General features: G+C 70.5%; 15 protein-coding genes and 1 tRNA gene. 9 read left to right on the forward strand and 7 right to left on the reverse strand.

Features of this window, described 5'->3' with window-relative positions; translation table 11 throughout:
- Positions 1–39: 39 nt before the first annotated feature.
- A complete protein-coding gene (locus ACWICD_RS01000; RefSeq protein WP_376129249.1) occupies positions 40–2,028 on the reverse strand; it encodes an alpha/beta hydrolase in 1,989 nt (662 codons plus the stop codon).
- Positions 2,029–2,144: 116 nt separating this feature from the next.
- A complete protein-coding gene (locus ACWICD_RS01005) occupies positions 2,145–3,047 on the reverse strand; it encodes a Bax inhibitor-1/YccA family protein (protein ID WP_376129247.1) in 903 nt (300 codons plus the stop codon).
- 124 nt (positions 3,048–3,171) lie between these two features.
- On the opposite strand from ACWICD_RS01005, the gene ACWICD_RS01010 reads away from it, so the two are divergent.
- The 3 genes from ACWICD_RS01010 to ACWICD_RS01020 are packed head-to-tail and all read left to right on the forward strand — an operon-like array spanning position 3,172 to position 5,007.
- Positions 3,172–4,209: a glycerophosphodiester phosphodiesterase family protein gene (locus ACWICD_RS01010; protein ID WP_454139016.1), complete on the forward strand. Its 1,038-nt coding sequence runs from the start codon at positions 3,172–3,174 to the stop codon at positions 4,207–4,209.
- On the forward strand, positions 4,202–4,633 hold the full coding sequence (locus ACWICD_RS01015) for a fluoride efflux transporter FluC (RefSeq protein WP_454139017.1): 432 nt from the start codon (positions 4,202–4,204) through the stop codon (positions 4,631–4,633). The genes ACWICD_RS01010 and ACWICD_RS01015 overlap by 8 nt, the downstream gene beginning before the upstream one ends.
- Positions 4,630–5,007 (forward strand): fluoride efflux transporter FluC, encoded by a 378-nt coding sequence (locus ACWICD_RS01020; protein WP_376129242.1) that lies wholly within the window; start codon positions 4,630–4,632, stop codon positions 5,005–5,007. The genes ACWICD_RS01015 and ACWICD_RS01020 overlap by 4 nt, the downstream gene beginning before the upstream one ends.
- A gap of 20 nt (positions 5,008–5,027) precedes the next feature.
- On the opposite strand, the gene ACWICD_RS01025 is transcribed toward ACWICD_RS01020, so the two are convergent.
- The gene (locus ACWICD_RS01025; RefSeq protein ID WP_454139018.1) at positions 5,028–7,952 is read right to left on the reverse strand and encodes a YbdK family carboxylate-amine ligase; all 2,925 of its coding nucleotides are present in this window, start codon (positions 7,950–7,952) and stop codon (positions 5,028–5,030) included.
- Positions 7,953–8,124: 172 nt separating this feature from the next.
- Here ACWICD_RS01025 and ACWICD_RS01030 point away from each other — a divergent pair, with 172 nt between their 5' ends.
- Complete coding sequence (locus tag ACWICD_RS01030; protein ID WP_454139019.1) at positions 8,125–8,955, forward strand: hypothetical protein; 831 nt, start codon at positions 8,125–8,127, stop codon at positions 8,953–8,955.
- Positions 8,956–9,494: 539 nt separating this feature from the next.
- Positions 9,495–10,709: an alpha/beta hydrolase gene (locus tag ACWICD_RS01035; protein ID WP_454139020.1), complete on the forward strand. Its 1,215-nt coding sequence runs from the start codon at positions 9,495–9,497 to the stop codon at positions 10,707–10,709.
- 289 nt (positions 10,710–10,998) lie between these two features.
- Here ACWICD_RS01035 and ACWICD_RS01040 read toward each other — a convergent pair whose 3' ends face one another.
- On the reverse strand, positions 10,999–12,456 hold the full coding sequence (locus ACWICD_RS01040; protein WP_454139021.1) for a DUF222 domain-containing protein: 1,458 nt from the start codon (positions 12,454–12,456) through the stop codon (positions 10,999–11,001).
- A 525-nt stretch (positions 12,457–12,981) separates the two neighbouring features.
- Between ACWICD_RS01040 and ACWICD_RS01045 the strand changes: the two genes are divergently transcribed.
- The gene (locus ACWICD_RS01045; RefSeq protein ID WP_454139022.1) at positions 12,982–14,241 is read left to right on the forward strand and encodes an MFS transporter; all 1,260 of its coding nucleotides are present in this window, start codon (positions 12,982–12,984) and stop codon (positions 14,239–14,241) included.
- A 201-nt stretch (positions 14,242–14,442) separates the two neighbouring features.
- On the opposite strand, the gene ACWICD_RS01050 is transcribed toward ACWICD_RS01045, so the two are convergent.
- A tRNA-Met gene (locus tag ACWICD_RS01050) sits at positions 14,443–14,518 on the reverse strand.
- Positions 14,519–14,615: 97 nt separating this feature from the next.
- Entirely contained in the window at positions 14,616–15,608 is a 993-nt protein-coding gene (locus ACWICD_RS01055) for a helix-turn-helix transcriptional regulator (RefSeq protein WP_454139023.1), read from the reverse strand.
- A gap of 61 nt (positions 15,609–15,669) precedes the next feature.
- Between ACWICD_RS01055 and ACWICD_RS01060 the strand changes: the two genes are divergently transcribed.
- From ACWICD_RS01060 to ACWICD_RS01070, 3 genes are all read left to right on the forward strand, one after another.
- Positions 15,670–16,692, forward strand: a complete 1,023-nt coding sequence (locus ACWICD_RS01060) for an ATP-binding cassette domain-containing protein (RefSeq protein ID WP_376131421.1) — start codon at positions 15,670–15,672, stop codon at positions 16,690–16,692.
- Entirely contained in the window at positions 16,689–17,468 is a 780-nt protein-coding gene (locus ACWICD_RS01065; RefSeq protein ID WP_376131418.1) for an ABC transporter permease, read from the forward strand. Before ACWICD_RS01060 ends, ACWICD_RS01065 begins: the two co-directional genes overlap by 4 nt.
- A 160-nt stretch (positions 17,469–17,628) precedes the next feature.
- Entirely contained in the window at positions 17,629–18,609 is a 981-nt protein-coding gene (locus ACWICD_RS01070; protein ID WP_376131415.1) for a hypothetical protein, read from the forward strand.
- A gap of 26 nt (positions 18,610–18,635) precedes the next feature.
- On the opposite strand, the gene ACWICD_RS01075 is transcribed toward ACWICD_RS01070, so the two are convergent.
- Positions 18,636–19,034 carry a YccF domain-containing protein gene (locus ACWICD_RS01075; RefSeq protein ID WP_376131412.1) on the reverse strand — a complete coding sequence of 133 codons (399 nt, stop codon included), beginning with the start codon at positions 19,032–19,034 and terminating at the stop codon, positions 18,636–18,638.
- Positions 19,035–19,642 lie beyond the last annotated feature (608 nt).

Below are 19,642 nucleotides of genomic sequence, written 5' to 3' on the forward strand. Positions count from 1 at the left end.
CCGGCGCCTCCGGCCAGGGGGTGCGAGCGCGGCCGATGCTCAGAACACGAGCAGGCCGCGGACCACGAGCCACACCGTGAACCCGAGTGAGGCGAGGGCCGCGAACGACAGGGCGAGGCGATGGCCGGTCGCCCCCTCGCCCGCACGCCAGGCGCGTACGAGCACGACGATGAGCACGACGGCCGCCGCGAGGCCCACGAACGGCAGGATCACGAGGGGCCACGCCGCCGCGGGCACGCCGAGGTCGAGCGAGAGCGGCTCCACGCGGGTGAACAGGACGAGCAGTGCGATGGCATAGGCGGCGTTCGCGGCGGCGGAGACGGTCGCGGCGAGCACGGCGCCTTCGGGCGCGCGCCCGCGCCGGCGTGCGAGCCAGATGAGTCCGTAGGCGACGCCGTAGCCGACGACCGCGAGCAGCGCGACGAGCAGCAGCATCCCGAGGGCGAGTCGGGCCGGGGCATCCCGCAGGTCGCTCGACAGCCGGTACGCCGCGGGAGCGGGGTGGATGTCGGCTGTCGTGAGGAACCCGATGTCGAGGGGGCGCTGCAGGCACGTCGGGTCGGGCAGCGCGGCGGGGTCCTGCAGGAACAGCGACGTGGCGGCCGCCGCGCACCGGTCGGAGGCGACGGTGAGCGCTCCCGCACCACGCTGCGGCAGGACGACGACGTGGGCGGCAGCGAGTGCCGCCGCCGTCGCCTCGGCCGCGGCGGCCGGCGCCTCAGGATCGAGCCCGCCCGCGAGCAGCAGGGTCGGGATGCCGCTCGTGACGGCGGCGTTCTCGCGCTCGCCGGCGGCGGGCACACCCCACATCTCGCACTCGCGCGCACGCTGCGCCTCGTCGGCGAGGTGATCGAGCAGCGGGTCGACGGCGCGCGCCTCGGCGATCCTCCCGACGTCGTGGAACGCCCATTCCTCGGCGCAGTCCACCGTGAGCGCGAGGCCCTCGCTCTCCGCTCCGAAGCGGACGAGGCCTCGCTCGACGAGCGGCACGATCGCGGCGTCGGAACCCCGGTGCAGCTGGTCGATCACGAAGGGCACGGTGCGCACGGCGCCGGGGCCCGCGAGCGCGGCCAGCAGAGTCGCGAGAAGGTCGACGTCGCTCAGTTCGACGCGCAGCGGCGAGCCCGCCCGCGGATCGTCGACGGTGACACGCAGCGGCGTATCGGCGGCGCGTTCGAGCACCGAACGCAGGCTCTCGTCGAGGTCGGGATAGCGGGCGTGACACGCAGCCTCGGCCGCGCACAGCGTCATCAGCGCGTCGACGGCGGCGATGACACCCGCCGGCTGCGCTTCGAGTCGATTCGCCTGGAGCGGGCGAGCGCCGTCCAGCACGACGGCACGCAGCCCGTCGGGGTGATCGCGCATCACCGTGAGGGCGAGCCGGGTTCCCTCGCCGACGCCGTGGAGATCCCACGTGTCGTAGCCGAGAGCGGTGCGCAGATCGGCGAGGTCTGCGGCGCTCGCCGCGGTCGTATATGCGGAGAGGTCGACGCCGTCCTCGACGAGCCGATCGCGACACCGCTGGAGCTGGCGCAGGCGTCGCTCGTCGGCGGGGCCATCCGCAAGAAGCGCGCCGTCCTCGACGAAGTGCTCGAGATCGAGTTCGGGGCAGTCGAGCGTCGGCTCGGCGTGCACCTGGCCCCGCTGCTCGACGAGGATGACATCGCCCATGGCCCACTGCACGTCGACGAAGTCCGACAGCGACGACAGCGCCGCGCCGGAGACGATGAGCGGCGTCTCGGCCGATGCGTGCGGCGTCGGCACGATCGCGACCGCGAGGCGCAGCATCCGTTCCGGATCAGCGTCGGCGCTGCGGCGCTCGGGCACGGTCAGATAGCCGCAGCGCACCCGGTCGCGATGTGCGGCCGGAACGTTCACGGGGCAGGGCGCGGCTTCGTACGTCGCCGCGGTCTGCGGGGCCGCGACCGCGACATCGGGCACGAGTGCGGCGGGGGACGCCAGGAGGGCGCACAGCAGCACGCCGAATGCCGCGCGCATCCGACCGAACGGATGCCGCGGCGCACTCATGCCGTCACTATAAGGGGGGCGGGCTCGAAACGAGGTGCGCGGGCGGCTGGAGAACGAACGGAGGGGCCGCCCGATGGGCGACCCCTCCGTACAGAGAAGCGGGTATGGATCCGCGTCTAGTTGCTGCCGCGCACGATCGCGATGATGCGCAGGATCTCGACGTACAGCCAGACGACCGTGACCATGATGCCGAAGGCGCCGAGCCAGCCGAACTTGCGGGGGGCGCCGTTGCGCACGCCGCGCTGGATCGAGTCGAAGTCGAGCACGAGCGAGTACGCCGCCATGATCACGACGAACACGCCGATGATGACACCCCACGGAATGCCGAACGGCCCTTCCATGCTGCGCAGGCCGAAGGCTCCGCCGGCGATCGGGGCGTTGAAGACCATGAGGCCGAGGTTGAGCAGCGAGAAGACGAGGTAGCCCAGCATCGCGATCATGAAGATCTTCGTCGCCCGCTTGGAGGCGCGGACCTTGCCGCTCGCGAAGAGGGCCAGCGTGACGCCGACGACCGACAGGGTGCCGAGGGTCGCCTGCAGGACGATGCCTTCGAACATCATCTCGAAGTATGCGGAGATCCCACCGACGAACAGGCCCTGGAAGGCCGCGTAGGCGACGATGAGGGGCGGGCGGATCTTCTTGCGCGACGTGAAGATGACGACCATCGCGAGCACGAAGCCGCCCAGCGCGCCGATGAGCCACGGAGCGATCGAGGGTGCCGGGTTGGTCGCCGTCACCGGCGCCATCGTCCAGACCCAGCCGACCACGGCGGTGACGAGCAGCACGCCGAAGAGGCCGACCGTCTTCCAGATGGTGTCCTCATACGACATGCGGTCGGTTTCGAGGGCTCCCGCGGCGGGGGCGGCGTACATGCCCTCGAGCTGAGCCTGGGTCGCGGCGTTCACGCCGGCCTGCTGGGCCGAAGAGAGGTTCGCGGCCTGGCGACCGCCGGGATACGTGCGCACCGCCCGCTCATCCTGGAAGGCCGGATTGTTGAAGGCGGGGTTGTTGAGGGCCATTGCTCTCACACTCCAAAGTCATGGGTTGCAACATCGTGCTGTCGATCCACGATATCGGACGGATGCTGCGCTTCGATCGATCCACCCTGTGAGACGGCCAAGAGGCGGCGAGTAGCCTGGAGCCGTGCCGCGCCGTCTTCCGCTCGTCATCGGCCATCGCGGTGCGCCGGGATACCGCCCCGAGCATTCGCGCTCTTCATACGACCTCGCTCTCGCGATGGGCGTCGACGCCGTCGAACCCGACGTCGTCGTGTCGCGCGACGGCGTGCTGGTCGTGCGGCACGAGAACGAGATCTCGACGACGACGGACGTCGCCGATCGGCCGGAGTTCGCCGATCGCCGCACGTCGAAGACGATCGACGGCGTCGAGCTCACGGGATGGTTCACCGAGGACTTCACGTGGGGGGAGCTCACGACGCTGCGGTGCCGCGAGCGGCTGCCCGACCTGCGTCCCTCGAGTGCGACGTTCGACGGCGGGCAGCCCGTGCTGCGGCTGCGTGACGTCCTCGACCTCGTGAGTGCCGGGTCGCTCGAGCAGGGCCGCGAGATCGGCGTGGTGCTCGAGATCAAGCATGCGACCTACTTCGCCTCGCTCGGGTGGGATGTCGCGGCCCTCGTCGCGAGCGAGCTCGCCGAAGCGGGCTGGGCGAGCGGCGACCTGCCGCTCACGATCGAGTCGTTCGAGTCGACCGTGCTCGTGGGACTGCGCGAGCGCGGCATCCCCGCGACCTACATCTATCTTCTCGAGGCGTCGGGCCGGCCCGCCGATCTCGTCGCAGCGCACGGCCGCGCCGCACCGACCTATCGGCAGACCGCCGCTCCGGACGGACTCGACGGGCTCGTCGGCGTCGTCGACGGCATCAGCGTGGACAAGCGCATGATCCTCGTGCCCGACAAGCTCGGACGCCTGACCGGTCCCTCTCGCGTCGTCTCGGATGCGCACGAGCGCGGCCTGCGCGTCTACACGTGGACATGCCGCCCTGAGAACGCCTTTCTCATCGGCCAGTTCCGTTCCGGTCGTGTCCGGTCCGCGTTCGGCGACTGGATGGGTGAGTGGAAAGTGATCCGGGATGCCGGTGTCGACGGCGTCTTCGTGGACCATCCCGATCTCGGCGTCGGGTTCTTCCGCGACAACGCATCGACCGTACGGCCCCGTGACTGACCACGGGCGCGGGAACGCGCGGCTGCGGCTGATCCTGCTCGTCTTCGCCGGTGGCGTCATCGGCACGGCCGCACGCGAGGCCATCGTCCTCGCGCTTCCGGGCGGCGGCGTCCCGTGGGGTGTCCTCCTGGTGAACCTGGTCGGCTCCTTCGCCCTCGGCTTCCTCGTGGCGGCGCTGGGAGCAGGGGAGACCGCCGCGCGGCGCGATGTGCGCCTGTTCGCGGGCACGGGTGCGATCGGCGGCTTCACGACGTACAGCGCGCTCGCGACCGACACCGTGGTGCTGTTGGAGACGCAGCCGTCCGTGGCGCTCGCGTACGCGCTCGGCAGCGTCGCTGCGGGTCTGGCTTGTGCCGCCGCGGGTCTCGCGCTCGCGGGGCGCCTGGTCCCGACGCGTCGGCCGCCGAAGGATGCTGCAGCATGACCCCTGGACTGTTCCTGCTCGTGGCGGTCGGCGGCGGGCTCGGCGCGGCGCTGCGGTTCGTCGTCGACGGCCTCGTCATGCGTCGAGCGAGCGGACGGTTCCCGTGGGGGATCCTCGTCGTCAATACGAGCGGATCCCTGCTGCTCGGCCTGGCAACCGGGCTCGCGGACTCGTCGGTGCTCGCCGCACCGTGGCTGTTCGTCCTCGGTGCCGGGGTACTCGGCGGCTACACGACGTTCAGTACGGCGATGCTCGACACGGTCGTCCTGCTGCAGCGGCGGGCCGCGCGCGGCGCTGTCCTCAACGCCGTCGGGATGCTCGCGATCACCGGCACGGCCGCGTTCGTGGGCCTCGTCCTGGGCCGATCGGTCTGACGGGTCGGGCGAGCGGGCCGTCAGGCGGGCTCCGGGTCGAAGAGATGGGCGCGCTGCGCATTCGCGATCGCCTCCGAGCGGTTCGCGGCCCGGAGCTTGCGATAGAGCAGGCGCAGCTGCGTGCGAATCGTGTTGTGCGACACCCCACGCGTCTCGGCGATCTCGGCGTTGCCGAGCCCGCGCCGCAGCAGCACGAGAATCTCCCGCTCGACCGGCGTCAAGGCCGGCACCGCATCGTCGAGCGTCGGGCGCCGGTCATGGGATGCGGCATCCAGCACGGCGGCCACGCCGTCGGAGACCTTCCCGTCGGCGGCCTGCGCCACGACGGCGAACACCTCCGTTGGAAGGAAGCGCAGAGCGAATCGGAACAGTCGCGGCGCGGGGTGGACACTCCACAGCGTGTCGAGCCGTGCCGCGGCCGCCTCGTGCAGTCCCCGGCATGCGAGGGCGGCGGCGCTCAGGACGCCCCCCGTGACGATGAGCCGCGGGAATGCCGTCGTGGCGGTGGCGGCCTCGAGCAGCGCCAGCGCGGTCTCCGGCGCGGCGCAGTACAGCTCGATGAGGGCTTCCGCGGTCAGGGTGAACCAATCGGGATGCGGTGCACCGGCGACGAGGGCGCGAGCCTCGTCAGCGCGGCCCGCACCGAGATGCGCGACGGTCGCCGCGAACGCGATGAACGTGCTGGGTCTGGCGTCATCCCAGAAGGATGTGCTCAGCGACACCGTGGCCACGACGAATGAGTGATCCACCTGACCGGGGGTGACCAGTGCGCGGGAGAGAAGCAGGAGCGCATCCGCGGCGGAGCGCGTGGGCGCAGGCCGTACCCGCGCGGCCAGCGGTCGCACCCGCTCTATCGCGTCACGATCGTCGCCCTCCTCGATGAGCACGAGCGGCGCGGCATGACTGAACTCGAGCCCGTCAGGACGGGCACCGCCGGGGTCGCACGAACGGGTTCCGGCGAAGTCTTCTTCGGTCATCGCGGTCAACCGGTCGATCTGCGTCACCGTGTCGGCGGGATCGCCGTATTCCCGCATGACGCCGATGAAGCCGAACGCGAGGTCGTGGCGGTCCGTCTGCACGGCGGCCCAGAACGCGAGGAAGAGATCCGCTGCGACGCGCTGTGCCACGCCGGGGTCCTGGTCGGCGCGCCGACGGACACGCGAATCCTCCGTGGCATCCAGCATCCCGGCCACGCGCTCAAGATGCTGGATGGCGACCGAACGTCGCCCGGCGTAGGCGGCCGCCATGGCCCGCCGGCAGTCGAGCCGGAACCGGGGAAACGCGTCCATGTCGTGGGGAGGGACGAACGCGTCGAGGCAGGTCGCGGCATCCCGGATCGTCTGCGGGTTGGCCCCGATCGTGCGGATCCGCAGCTCACCGGCGAGCAGCAGCAGGCTCGGGTGGCCGTCGAGATCGCGCGACGCGGCCAGCAGCGCATCCTGCGTCTCGGCGTTCGTGAACACGAGGAAGCGGCGGTGCTGATCGAACACGAGATCGTCGGCCTCGGCGAGGCGTCCCAACTGCAACAGGTAGAAGAGCTGTGCGGTGATGCGCCCGTCCTCGCGCGTCCGCCGCAGGGCGAGCTCCCACTGACGTCGACGCTCGTGAGGGTCGATCTGCTCGTCGAGCACGCGCCAGGATCCCGTCGTCCACACGAAATCGCGCTGCCCCGTCTCGTCATCGATGTCGAATTCCCCGAGCGGAATGGCCTCCAGCCGATCGATCTGCGCCGTGTCGGAACGCGCATCTCGATCGTCGACGCTTCCGGCCAGCAGCTGAGGTGAGAATCTGCGGAACCCCGATCCTCTGCGCAGCAGTCCGGCGAACGAGCTCTCCGCCGTCGCCGTCCGCGCGACGAGTGGCGCGGATGCCGGGAGCTCGACCAGCCGCGATCGATAGAGCTCGGCGAGTGCCACCGGGCCGGCGGCGAACGCGCGCCGCTGCGCGTCCGCGCCCGTTCTGCCTGCCGTGGCCTGGATGATCAGGTCCGCGACGCTCGCACGGTCGATCGGGTCGTGGATATGCGGGATGATGCGGCGATAGAGCCCTCGCAGGACCTGTGGCGCTGGTGCGAGGCGTCCGCTCGACGGGTCGACCAGTGTCGCCTCCGTGCCGTGCCGGGACGCGTGCCAGAGAGCCGCGTCGGTCAGCGTGTGCTCGGCGTCGTCGACGCGCTCCTTCGTCGCGACGTCGGTGAGGGCGCGGATGAGCACGGCGAGACCGATGCTCGACCACGCGTCGAGTTGCGCGTCGCACACACGCACTTCGAGCGTGGGATAGGCGGTCGGCAGCCGCACGTTCCAGTTGATCGTGGCGGAGTCGCTCGTGGCGCCGATCCCCCGCAGAGCCGAGACGGTCTCGTCGTGGTGCGCGGCGTCGCGGAAGCGCGGCGGAACGCCGTAGGTCGTCCAGCGCCGGCTGTGCACGGCGCGCCAGCTGGCGAAGCCCGTGTCGCGACCGCGCCAGAACGGAGAGTTGGCAGAGAGAGCGAGCAGGACGGGGATCCAGGGCCGCAGGGCGTTGGACGCACGCACGCGATCCTCGCGGTCCGCGATCCCGATGTGCACGTGCAGTCCGTTGATCTGGTGGTCCTGGACGAGCGCGCCGATGTCGGCGCCGATGCGCGCGTAGCGGTCGTCGGGAGTGAGCGCGGCGTCAGCGGCGAGGTCGAAGGGCGTGCCCGACGCGGCCGCCAGGACTCCGGCATCCGTGGCCCAGCCGGCGAGGCGGCGCCGAAAGCCGCAGACGGCGTCGAGGGCATCCGCGGACGTGCGGCAGATCGGGGTGGAGAACTCGACCTGCGACGGGAAGAACTCCTTGTCGACGAGGCCGCCGTCGGTCGCGGCACCCAGATCGCGGATCGCGTCGAGGCCGAGCGGCACCGGACGAAGAGTGATCGGGTCGAGCAGCACGTACTCCTCTTCGATGCCGAACGTCGCGGCCATCGGGGCTCCCCTCGTTCGGCGTCCTTCGGGACAGCGAACACCAGCGGGCCAGGCCGCGCACGAGGCTTGACAGTCACGAGCTGTTGCGACAGTGCTCGGCTCGACTGGGCAGGAAGCGGGAACCCGGGCAGACTGGAGGACGGCCATCGCGCAGTTCACCGGGGAGTCGTCCATGTTCAGAAGAGTCACATCGATCCTGACGATCGCGGCGGTCGCGGTTCTTGCGGCGTTCACTCCCGTCAGCGCCGCGGCGACGATCCTCGTCGACGTGGAGGCGAGCCCCGAGACGATCACGGTCGGGCAGACCTCGACGATCACCGCGACCGACCTCGGCGGCATCGACTCGGTGGTCTTCGAGCTCGATGCGACACCGGGCGGTCTGCTGTCGTCGGGCGGTTCATCCGGTGCGACACTCGAGGTCGCCGCCAGTGGCGGGACCGCGCAGGTCGAGTTCAGCGCGACCGAGCCGGGGACGTTCGAGATCATGGTCGTCGAAGGCGGCACGACTCTGGCTGCGACCGCTGTCGTCGTGTCGGCGCCGATCGAGTCCGGTCCGGGCGCTGCCACGCTCACCGCGACGCCCGAGTCGATCGGTGTCGGAGACAGCGCGACCGTGACCGCCGAGGGCTTGGGCGATCTCGCCGAGGCGACCTTCGGTCTCGACGGGACGCCGGGCGGAATGCTCTCGCACGAGTCGACGACCGCCACCATCGTTCCGGTGCCCGTGGCCGACGGCGGTGCGGTTGCCGAGTTCACCGCGACGGAGCCCGGGATCTTCACGATCACGGTGGCGGACGGTGAGACGGTGCTCGCGATGACCACCGTGACCGTCGACGAGGCCCTCACGACGCCGTCGAGCACACCCAGCGCTTCGCCCACGTCGACGGACACCGAGGTGGATGCCTCCGGGTTCCCCTGGATCCTCGTGGGCATCGCGGCGCTCGTCGTGATCGCCGGAGTGGTCGTCGCGATCGTCCTGGTGCGGCGGCGAAAGACCGCCTGATCACCCTCTACACGCCAGAGAGCGACGTGTCGACCCCTGGATCAGGGGAGGATGACTGCCTAACGTGACCCGTACCGGCCCGCGATGGTTACGTCGCACGGTGCCCCCAGCACCGATGCCCGTCCCCAGCGGGAGCGCGACGGCTCCGGGCCGGTACAGGTCGTCCCGGACGATCAGCGCCAACTGACTCGTCCGGGACGTCCGCCGTAAGGCGGGAAGTTCAGTGACCCCCAGTCCCCAGGACTCCCCATGAGACGAGGCGAAAGGCAGATCCGCCAAGATCCCCCAGTGCCTTCTTCCTCGTCTGAGAAGAAGCTAACGTGTCCGCCACAAGGGGGACAAGCGGATCCGAGAGTCTTTGGGAATTCCTGAGGTTCGGGCGTTGTGCGCCGTTCTTCCCTGAGGATGCGGGTGGTCGTACGGTCCGGAACGACTCCCGCTGACGGGGCCTACCGGACAGGCGTCATGACGTCCAGACTCAGGTCAGGTCTTTCGTCGACCGAACCCCAGCCGTCGTTCTCAGGAAAGGACCGGGACTCGTGGAAAGAGTGCGGGGGACGACCGGACGCACATCGCCACGGCATCGGTGGGTCGCTGCCCTCTTCGCGGCTCTGCTCACCATGATGGGCGGTGTCGTCGCGCTGATCGAGGTGCGCCTGATCGGCGACCTGATCGAGCAAGACGGTCTCGAGGCGTTCTACCACCAGCCGGTCGACGCGCTCGACGGAGACCCGGGCTCGCTCGTGAGAAGCGAGCCGCTGTTGGGGGTGCCCCTGGATGCGCGGGCGTGGCGCGTGATGTACCGCTCGACCGATCTGAACGGCGACCCCGTCGTCGCGACGGGGGTCGTCGTCACGCCGCTGGGTCCCGCGCCGGCCGGTGGGCGGACGGTCGTGTCGTGGGGGCATCCGACGACGGGGTCTGCGCGGTCCTGCGCTCCCTCGCTCGGGGTGGACCCGTACATCGGCATCGAGGGGATGCGGGTTCTGCTGGATCGCGGATACACCGTGGTCGCGACCGACTACACGGGGATGGGCGCGGACGGTCCCGACTCGTACCTCATCGGCGTGACCGAGGGGCATAACGTCCTGGATGCAGTGCGAGCCGCGCAGGCGATCCCCGCCGCCCAGGCCGGACCGGACGTCGTGCTGTGGGGTCACTCTCAGGGCGGGCAAGCCGTGCTGTTCGCCGCCGAACTCGCCGCGGACTATGCGCCGGAGCTCACCGTGCGTGCCGTCGCCGCTGCCGCGCCCGCCGCAGACCTCACGGCGCTCATGAAGACGCACCTCGACGATGTGTCCGGCGTCACCATCGGGTCGTACGCGTTCTCGGCGTTCGCCGAGATCTACGCCGACCGCGGAGCGGAACTCGGCGACATCCTCACGCCGGAGGCCCTGGCGATCCAGCCGCAGATGAACGACCTGTGCTTGCTCAGTCACATCTCCGAGTTGCACGAGATCGCCGGTCCCGTCGTCGGCAACTTCGTCTCGGCCGATCCCACCACCGTCGAACCGTGGGCGACGCTGCTCGAGGAGAACTCGGTCGGAGCATCCGCGTTCTCGGCGCCGCTGCTCGTGGTTCAGGGGCTCGAGGACGAGCTGGTGCGACCCGCCGACACGGAAGGCTACGTCGCGCATGCCGAATCGCTCGGCATGGACGTCACGTACCGCACGATCTCGATCGCCACACACGGCACGATCGCCTACCTCGGTCTCATCGAGCTCGTGACGTTCCTCGACGGGGTCGGCGTGTGAGGCGGGACGGGTCGTCGAGCCTGCGCACGTGCGGTCGGATGCTGCTGAGCGGTGCGCGCCGTCGGCACAGGCCTCGACGCGGCATTCACGCTCGCCGACGGCGACGTCATATCCGGCGCCGGTCGTTGCGACGTTGCGACGTGCTCAGGCGTCCGGGGTGAGTCGGTCGCGCACTCGCGTTCGGTGGAGCGCTGGCGTTCAGTCGAAGAGGAATCGGTCGTCGCCGGTCCTCCCGGATCGTCGCGGTCGTCACCGATCGTCACCGATCGTCGCGTCGTTGCGACGCGGTTCAGACGTCCGAGGTGAGTCGGTCGAGGAGTGTTGTGGGTGAGGATGTGACGGGTCGCCATTTCAGGTGGGGGTCCCACCAGGCGGGTCCGCGGATTTCGGGGACGCCGCGTCTCATCCGGATGTGCCATCCGCTGGTGTCGAGGGTGCGGTGGTGCCACCAGCACAGGGGCACCCCGTTGCTGGTGTGTGTGGGTCCGCCCTGGGCGTGCTCGACGACATGGTGCAGTTCGCACCATTCGAAGGGGACGTGGCATCCGGGGATGATGCAGCCCCCGTCGCGGAGCCCGATCGCGCGGCGTTGGCGGCGGTTGAACACGCGTTCCTGGGTGTGGATCGACACGATCCGGTCGTTGTCGCCGAGCACGACCCGCTGCACCGCCCCGGAACACGCGATGTGCCGGGCGACGGACAGGGATACCGGGTCGTTCAGGCCGCTGAGGAACGCGGCACCCTGCCCGGTGGCGAGGTCCTTTTCCCGCACGGACACCACGAGCGTGGGGGCGGCACCACCCAGGGTGGGAAGGGCGGCGGATTCGGCGGCGGCGGTCAGCATGATCGCCAACGCGTCGTGCTGCTTCTGCGTGCGGGTGCGGTCATCGGCGGTGCCCGGCAACGGTTCGTCACGATCATCCTCGTCGTGGCCGTCGAACCGTGGCCCGGTGACCGGCACCCCGTTCACTTTCGGGTTCAGCAGGGCATCGAACCCGCGCTGCAACTGCGCGGCCACCTCGGGGAGCAGGTTCCCCCGCACCGGGACGAGCCCGTCACGGCTGACCCCGAGGGTCAGCCCGCGTTTGCGCATCGCCCGCGCCTGGCCGGGTTCGGTACCGTCTTGATCCAGGAACACCGCCCACACCGTGGCATACGTGCGAAGATCTTCCGCGCACGCCGGCGGGGCGGCATCCGCCCCCTCACCGCGAGCGGCCGCGGCCAACTCCGCATCCGCGGCCAGGAGCGCCTGCCGCCCCGCGATACATCCCCGCAACGGTCCGGCCACCGCGACGACCCCGTCGACACCGGCCTCACCCGCTACGAGCACCTCCCGCATGCCCGGCAGCTCCGCCGGGAGCAGCTCCCCCGTACTCGGTGCGGTGCGCTGCTCGATCGCCCGCGCTGCGGAGACGATATCGGCCGCGGTGCGCTGAGACACCCGTGTCGCCCGCTGCACCAGCTCACCCTCCGACCGGCACCCCAACCGGGTGGTCAATCGGTCCGCATGCGGGACCGCATCGGAGCGTTCCCGCACCTGCCCGACCGTCTCGACCAGCACCGCCTCCACACCCCGCAACAACCGCCCCGCCGCCGCGAGCACCGCCAGCACCTCGTCATCACTCGCGACCCGCAACACGCCCTCGTCGAACACGGTCTGCACCACCCCGGCCAGGGCGTCACCCAACCGGGCGAGAGTGACAGGAAGGGTGCTCATACCCTCCATTCTGACCAGGGCCACCGACATCCAAACCCCCAGATGAAACCCCGATTACAATCCGTGCACAACCCGTCCGGAGACCCCCTGTGGAGGAAGCGATCCCCGTGCCCGTGGCCGCAGCATCCGCCCACCCCCGCCGCATCCGCCGCCCCCGCAGCATCCACCTACGACCGCGAGACCGCAACAGGCCGCCGAGACTGCGGGGCCCACCCGCTGTCTCGACCCGCCGATGCAGTCTCGCGGTCAATGGCCGGGGAAGTCGACGCGACGGTCGCTCGCGACGATGTCCGCCCCGGGGCGGGTCTCTGTGTGGACACAGCGCGCGACCCTCGCCACCGGCGGCGCGGGGCGTCGAGAGATCGCGGGGCTCTGCATCGAGTAGTCTCGGCCGTGATGTTCAGCTTCATCATTTCGTTCCACTGACGGTCCTGCGCCCCGCCCCTCGCAGCTCCTGACCGACCAGGGCGGGGCTTCGTGCGCCTCGGCGCGCCGGCCCTCGAACGAAGATCCGCGCAGCGCGCGCGTAGATCGCTGAACAACGGAGATATCCCTGTGTCTACCCGCCGACCGTCCTACCGCGTCGTCCTGAGAAGCCCGGGCATCCGCCCCGCCTTCATTCCGAGCATCATCGGACGGCTCTCTCTCGCCACGTCCGGCCTGGCCCTCATCTTCCTGCTGGAGGAAGCGACCGGATCCTTCGCGATCGCCGGCGTCATCACCGCCGCCCTCGGGCTGGCGAACGTCATCGCCACTCCCTGGAGATCCCGACTCATCGATCGCTTCGGGCAACGGCGCATCCTGTCAGTGCTCGGCGGCGTCCATGCCGTGTCTCTGATCGCGCTGGCACTTCTGCCCACTGCCCCGCTCGCGGTGCTTCTGATCGTGTGCGTCATCGCGGGAGCGTCCTCGCCACCCTTCGGTGCGACGATGCGCGTCGTGTGGTCGACAGCGCTTCCCGCCGGGCCGCTTCGAACGCGCGGGTTCAGTCTTGACGCCGTGGCCGAGGAAGTGACCTTCGCCGTCGGTCCGCTCGTCGCCGCCGCTCTCGTTGCGGTGTCCGGTCCACTCGCAGCGCTCATCTTGTCCGCGGCGTGCGTCTCGGTAGGGAGCGGCCTGTTCGTACTCAGCGGGCTGTCCCGCGCCCAGCGAGGATCGCGGCACACCGATCGCACCGCGCCGGCCGCCATCACTCCGCTGCGCACGCGCGGGTTCGTCCCCGTCATATTCGTGATGACCGCACCCGGCCTGATCCTTGGCGCGATAGAACTTGCAGCCCCGGCTCTGGCAGTCGAAGCCGCCGCACCCGCGCTCGCCGGCGTTCTTCTGGCGGTGTTCGCCGGGTCGAGCGCACTCGGCGGGCTTCTGTTCGGCAGCCGCCGCCTCCCCGGCTCGCTCGCCACCCAGCTGCTCATCCTCGTCGGGGCGCTCATCGCCTTCGCGAGCGCCACGGGCGTAGTCGGCGGCGTTGCGGCCGGCCTGATCGGATTCGCGCTAGCGGGGCTCTGCCTCGCCCCCATCCTCATCGTCGGCTACCTCGCCGCAGACGACCTGGCCGACGCGCGAGTGAAAACCGAGGCCAGCAGCTGGATCAACACCGCGATCAACTTCGGCGCTGCCATCGGCGCCCTCATCTACGGTGTTATCACGGACGCGGCCACCCCCGGCTGGGCCCTCGCGGGAACGGCGATCGTGGCGGCTGCGTTCGCGACGCTCGGGGCTCCGTTTCTGCTGCGAACCTCGGCAAGGCGGATGCCGCATGAGAATGGCGGGGGTGCTCATGCCGTCCATTCTGACGAGGGTCACCGACATTGAAACTCCCAGATGAGCCCCCGTTCCCGATCGGTGGGAAGCCCCTTCCCTGACGGCCTGGGGAGGAACGAACGCAGCGCGCTCACTCGCCCGCCCCCGCCGCATCCGCCTACGACCGCGAGACCGCAACGGACCGCCGAGACTGCGGGGTCCACCCGCTGTCTCGGCCTGCCGATGCAGTCTCGCGGTCAGTGGCCTGCAAAGTGGACGCGACGGCGGGAGTCGAACCCGCAGCACGACCGGGTATGAGCCGGTGTCCGGGACCACCCGGATCGCCGCGATGCCCCACGGTACCGATCCCGTCCGGCCCGCCGACGGAATGTGTCGATACGTGTCGCCGTGCGTCGCCACATGACGACACCCCGGGGCGCCGGTGGTCAGCCCCGGTCGCGACGGGCCGGCGGCGGCGAAGTCAGGGCGCGCAGCATCCGCTCGATCGTTTCGCGGAGTTCGCCGCGAGCCGGTTCGGCGAGATCGGTCGCGTACTCGACGCCCGCGGGGATCCAGCTCAGGCCGTACATCGTCTCGCGGAAGTCCGCCCCGCCGACGGGCCACCGCGTGTGCGACTCGTCTTCGGCCTCGGCGCCCTGCCCCCACTGCCCGAAGTAGTCGCGCATCTCGTCGAGTGGAAGCTCCATGACGGCGTCGGCTTCGACGGGCTGCCGGGCCCAGGACCGGGCGACGAGGATGAACTCCTCGATCTCGTCGGGGGTGAGGGGCTTGGGCTCGAACAGCACACGAGTGTGCTCGACGGACTCGAGCCGGTCGACGCGGAACGTGCGCCAATCATCCCGCTCGAGGTCCCAGCACAGCAGGTACCAGTGCCGGTCGGCGGGCGCCAGCGCGTGCGGATCGACCCGCCGGCTCGTCACCTCTCCCGACGCCGCGGTGTACGTGAAGCGCACCCGTTCGTGGTCGCGACACGCGAGCGCCAGCTCCCCGAGCACCTCGCTCGAGACCGCCGCGCCGGCGTTGATGCCCGCCGGCTGCACGGTCTCGGCGAGCGCGTTGACCCGTCGACGAAGCGGAGCGGGCAGCACCTGCTCGAGCTTCGCGAGCGCCGTCAGCGTCGTCTCGGGCCCCGAGACGAGACGCTGGGATGCCGCGACCCGCAGCCCGATCGCCATGGCGACGGCCTCTTCGTCGGTGAGCAGGAGCGGCGGCACCGCGCTGCCGGCCTCGAGTCGATACCCCCCGGATGCACCGGGCGACGACTCGATGCGGTACCCGAGGTCACGCAGTCGCTCGACATCCCGGCGCACGGTGCGCTCGGTCACCCCGAGCCGGGAGGCGAGCTCGGACCCCGGCCAGTGCCGATGCGTCTGCAACATGTTGAGGAGCGAGAGCGCGCGCGTCGTCGTATCGGACATGCTCCAAGAATGCCGGACATTGCGGACAGAAGCTGGCCGGGTAGCGAAGTACCGTCGCGGCATGACGAACGAACCGATCATCGAAGCGCAGGGTCTCACCAAGCGCTTCACCGTCAAGAAGCAGACCGTCGAGGCGGTCACCGACCTCACCTTCCGGGTCGCGCGGGGCGAGCTCGTCGCCTTCCTCGGCCCCAACGGCGCGGGCAAGTCGACGAGCCTGCGCATGCTGACGACCCTCATCCCACCGACCTCGGGCACGGCACGCGTCGTCGGTTTCGACATCCTGCGCCGCCCCGCCGACGTGCGGGCCCGCATCGGCTACGTCGGGCAGCTGACGAGCGGCAGCTTCGCGCAGCGCGTGCGCGATGAGCTGCTCAGCCAGGGCGCGTTCTACGGAATGTCGGCGGCGGCATCCCGCGCGCGCGCCGACGATCTCATCCAGTCCCTCGACCTCGCTCCGTTCGCGATGCGCTCCGTGCAGCAGCTGTCGGGCGGCCAGAAGCGCCGCCTCGACATCGCCCTCGGACTCGTGCACGCGCCGCCGCTGATCTTCCTCGACGAGCCGTCGACGGGCCTCGACCCGCAGAGCCGGGCGAACCTGTGGCAGCACATCCTCGATCTGCGCGCCCAGCACGGCACGACCGTGTTCCTCACGACGCACTACCTCGAAGAGGCCGACCGCTACGCCGAACGCGTCATGGTGATGGACAAAGGACGGGTCATCGCCGACGACACGGCGCACCACCTCAAGGCGAACCTCGCCGGCGACGTGCTGACCCTCGGGTTCGCGACGGAGACGGATGCTGCGCGGGCGGTCGCCGTCGTGCAGGGGCTGACCGACCGCGAGGTGCGACACGGGCCCGCGGCATCCATCACCGTGACAGCACCCGACGGGGATGCGCTCCTGCCCGCGGCCGTGCGCGCGCTCGACGCGTCGGGAGTGCGCGTCGAGCGCGCGACGGGAGTGCCGCCGACCCTCGACGACGTCTTCCTCGCGCTCACGGGACGCACACTGCGCGAATCGGGCGAGGGCGAGCCCGTCACCGACGACGAACAGACCGAGAAGACAGGAGCCCAGAGATGACCACGACCGACACCGCCGTGCGGGCGAACGCCGCCCGCGACACGTGGAACGTCCTCACGCGCGAGCTGAAGCCGGTCCTGCGCGACCCGTTCACGCTCATCTTCAGCCTCGTGCAGCCGCTCGTCTTCCTCGGACTGTTCGCCCCACTGCTCATCGGCTCGTCGGGTCAGCCCGTCGGCGAGACGCTGCAGTGGTTCGTGCCCGGTGTCGTCGTCATGATCGTGCTGTTCGGCACGGGGGCGGTCGGGTCGAACCTGCAGTACGAGATGATGACGGGCTCGCACGAGCGCACGCTCGTCGCTCCACTGTCGCGTTCGTCCCTGCTCGTGGGGCGCGCCCTCAAGGAGATCGCACCGATCGTCGTGCAGGCGCTGATCATCGTGCTCATCGCGTGGCCCTTCGGGTTCCGCATCGATGTGCCCGGCCTCGTCATCGGGCTCGCGCTGCTCGCCGTGTTCGGCGTGGGGCTCGGGTCGCTGTCGTACGCGCTCGCCCTGAAGACGAAGGACCGCGAGTGGCTGTTCTGGGGCGTGCAGCAGACCCTGATCTTTCCGCTGCTGATCCTGTCGGGCATGCTGCTTCCGCTCGATGAGGGTCCGGCGTGGATGCGCGTCGTCGCGACGGTCAACCCGGTCAACTGGGTCGTGCAGGCCGAGCGGGCGCTGTTCGCGGGCGATCTGGCGTCGCTCACGGTCGTGTGGGGGTGGGTCGCGGCGATCGTGCTCGCCGCGGTGGGGCTGTGGGTCGGCATCCGAGCCATGCGGCGTTCGAGCTGATCCAGACCGCCTCCGCGGTGGATGCCGCGCGGCAGGCAGGAACCGATGTTGCGTGCACCGACCCGCCGATGCGACATGCGTTGCACGGTGACCCGGCTTCCTGCCTACGGCGCGCCGAGACCGGTGAAAACGGGGTCTCGCACCGCACTAGGCTCGGGGAATGGTGACGGCGAGGCGGAGGGACATCCCCGCTGTCGCCACTGCCCTGACGCTCGTGGCCGTCGGGACGATCGCCGGAGCCGCGCTGGGCGCGAGCCCGGCATCGGCGGCCGAGTTCACCCCGTCCGCCCTGGACCTCGCGCCGGATGCCGCGCGCGCCGACCGTGACGTCGCGATGGCGTGGGCGGCTCGCGTGCTGCTCGTGCTCGCTCTCGCCTGGCTGTTGATCGGCATGCTCGCCGCGCAGACGCGCCTCGTCCGGCGCCCCGGCGCCGCGGCCGCGCGCGCGACCTGGCTCGCCTCGACGAGACCGTGGCGTGCCCGCGAGTCGACGCTCGGGATGCTGACTCTCGACCGGGTCCTGCTCGTGGTCGTGCCGGTCGGGCTCCTGGTCGCGACGCGGGCGGTGCAGACGTCGTTCCTGTCCTGGAGCTATCTCGCCGTCGACATCGGCGCGTGGGTCGTCTTCGCCGCCGTCGCGCGGCTGCTCGTCGGTCCCGGTCGCTCGCCGTACCCCCTCATGGCCGCCGTCGGCGGTGTCGTCGTGCTGCGCTGCGTGCTCTCGCTCGCCGTGGTGTCGGTCGTCGGCCCCGGTGGCTACTGGTCGACGCTGTGGGAGTCTGCCCTCTTGCGGTTCCCTTACATCGTGCTTGCCCTGGGGCTGCTGCTGTGGGTGTTCGTCGCGGGCGTGTGGGCGACGTCGGTGCAGTTCGGCGCGCGTCGCGCGATCGGGATCGTGCTCGCCTCAGCGGGCAGTGGGCTGGTCGTGCCGGCCGTCGCGCTCGCCGTCGTGGGGCTGGATCGGGCGCTCGCGCTGTGGCACAGCGAGCTGGGATTCCTGCCGCCGGGCCTGGGTGTCGCGTCGTATGTCGAGGTGCCCGGGGCAGCGGCCTGGCTCGCGGCGGGCCTCGGAGCAGCGCTGTGCGCCGTCGGACTCGTGCTGGCGCTGTCCCGCCAGCCCGCGGCATCCGTCCGTCGCTGACTCGGGCGGATCCGACCGGACGACGGTCAGACGGTGCGGTCGAACGCGCCGTTGCGGGTCGAGACGATCTCCTTGCCGAGCGGCATGAGTGAGATCGGCACCATCTTGAAGTCGGCGATCGCCATCGGGATGCCGATGATCGTGATGCACAGCGCGATGCCCGAGAGGATGTGTCCGAGGGCGAGCCACCATCCCGCGAGGATCACCCAGAGGACGTTGCCGAGGAACGATCCGACGCCCGCGGTCGGCTTGGGCACGACCGTGCGGCCGAACGGCCAGAAGACGTAGTTGGCGGTGCGGAACGACGCGATCGCCCACGGGATCGTGATGATCGGGATGCAGAGCAGGATGCCGGCGACGACGTAGCCGACCGCGAGCCAGAAGCCCGCGAAGATCAGCCAGATGATGTTGAGGATGACGCGCACGAGGACCATTGTGGTGCGTCGGCCTGTGAGCCGCCCCGGGAGGTTCGTGCGCCTCAGTCTGCCCCCAGCCAGCGCATCGAAGGCCATCTGCGGCAAGTGAACGCGGAGGGCGGACGTTCACTTGCCTCACTCTGCTGCTGTGGCGGGCGATCGGCCGCAGAATGAGGCAACCGAGAGCTGGGCTGAATTGCGTGCGCTCCAGGGGGCGGCCCCGGAACTCGATTGCCTCACTCTGTCGGCGTCCTGGCAGTCTGGGCGCGGAGTGAGGCGAATGAGCGTGCGTGCGCGGGGTTCACTTGGCTCAGTCTGCTGTGGTTCTGGGGGCGTAGCAGCAGAGTGAGGCAACGGAACGGCCGGACGCGCAGCGGCAGAGTGGCGAACGAGCCGTGAGGGCTGGGTCAGAATGAGGCGAACGAACGAGGGCCCGATCAGGATGCCGCGCCGCGGCGCTGCACGCGACGGAGCAGCGCGACGGCGCCGGTGATCAGCAGCACGACGCCGACCGTCCCGCAGCATCCCCACTCATCCCCGCGAGACTGCAACGGCGCGGGGGGGGGGGGGGGGGGAGGGTTGAGGGGTAGGGGGGGGGGGGGGTTCCGCGGTGAGGG

It is taken from the genome of Microbacterium sp. NPDC055357 (genome assembly GCF_053644835.1).

Bases quoted from the DNA above. Each gene is read 5' to 3' on its own strand.
- ACWICD_RS01055 (WP_454139023.1), bottom strand. From the start codon at position 15,608: ATGTCCGATACGACGACGCGCGCGCTCTCGCTCCTCAACATGTTGCAG.
- ACWICD_RS01070 (WP_376131415.1), top strand. From the start codon at position 17,629: ATGGTGACGGCGAGGCGGAGGGACATCCCCGCTGTCGCCACTGCCCTG.
- ACWICD_RS01065 (WP_376131418.1), top strand. From the start codon at position 16,689: ATGACCACGACCGACACCGCCGTGCGGGCGAACGCCGCCCGCGACACG.
- ACWICD_RS01000 (WP_376129249.1), bottom strand. From the start codon at position 2,028: ATGAGTGCGCCGCGGCATCCGTTCGGTCGGATGCGCGCGGCATTCGGC.
- ACWICD_RS01020 (WP_376129242.1), top strand. From the start codon at position 4,630: ATGACCCCTGGACTGTTCCTGCTCGTGGCGGTCGGCGGCGGGCTCGGC.
- ACWICD_RS01005 (WP_376129247.1), bottom strand. From the start codon at position 3,047: ATGGCCCTCAACAACCCCGCCTTCAACAATCCGGCCTTCCAGGATGAG.
- ACWICD_RS01030 (WP_454139019.1), top strand. From the start codon at position 8,125: ATGTTCAGAAGAGTCACATCGATCCTGACGATCGCGGCGGTCGCGGTT.
- ACWICD_RS01025 (WP_454139018.1), bottom strand. From the start codon at position 7,952: ATGGCCGCGACGTTCGGCATCGAAGAGGAGTACGTGCTGCTCGACCCG.
- ACWICD_RS01060 (WP_376131421.1), top strand. From the start codon at position 15,670: ATGACGAACGAACCGATCATCGAAGCGCAGGGTCTCACCAAGCGCTTC.
- ACWICD_RS01040 (WP_454139021.1), bottom strand. From the start codon at position 12,456: ATGTCGGTGGCCCTGGTCAGAATGGAGGGTATGAGCACCCTTCCTGTC.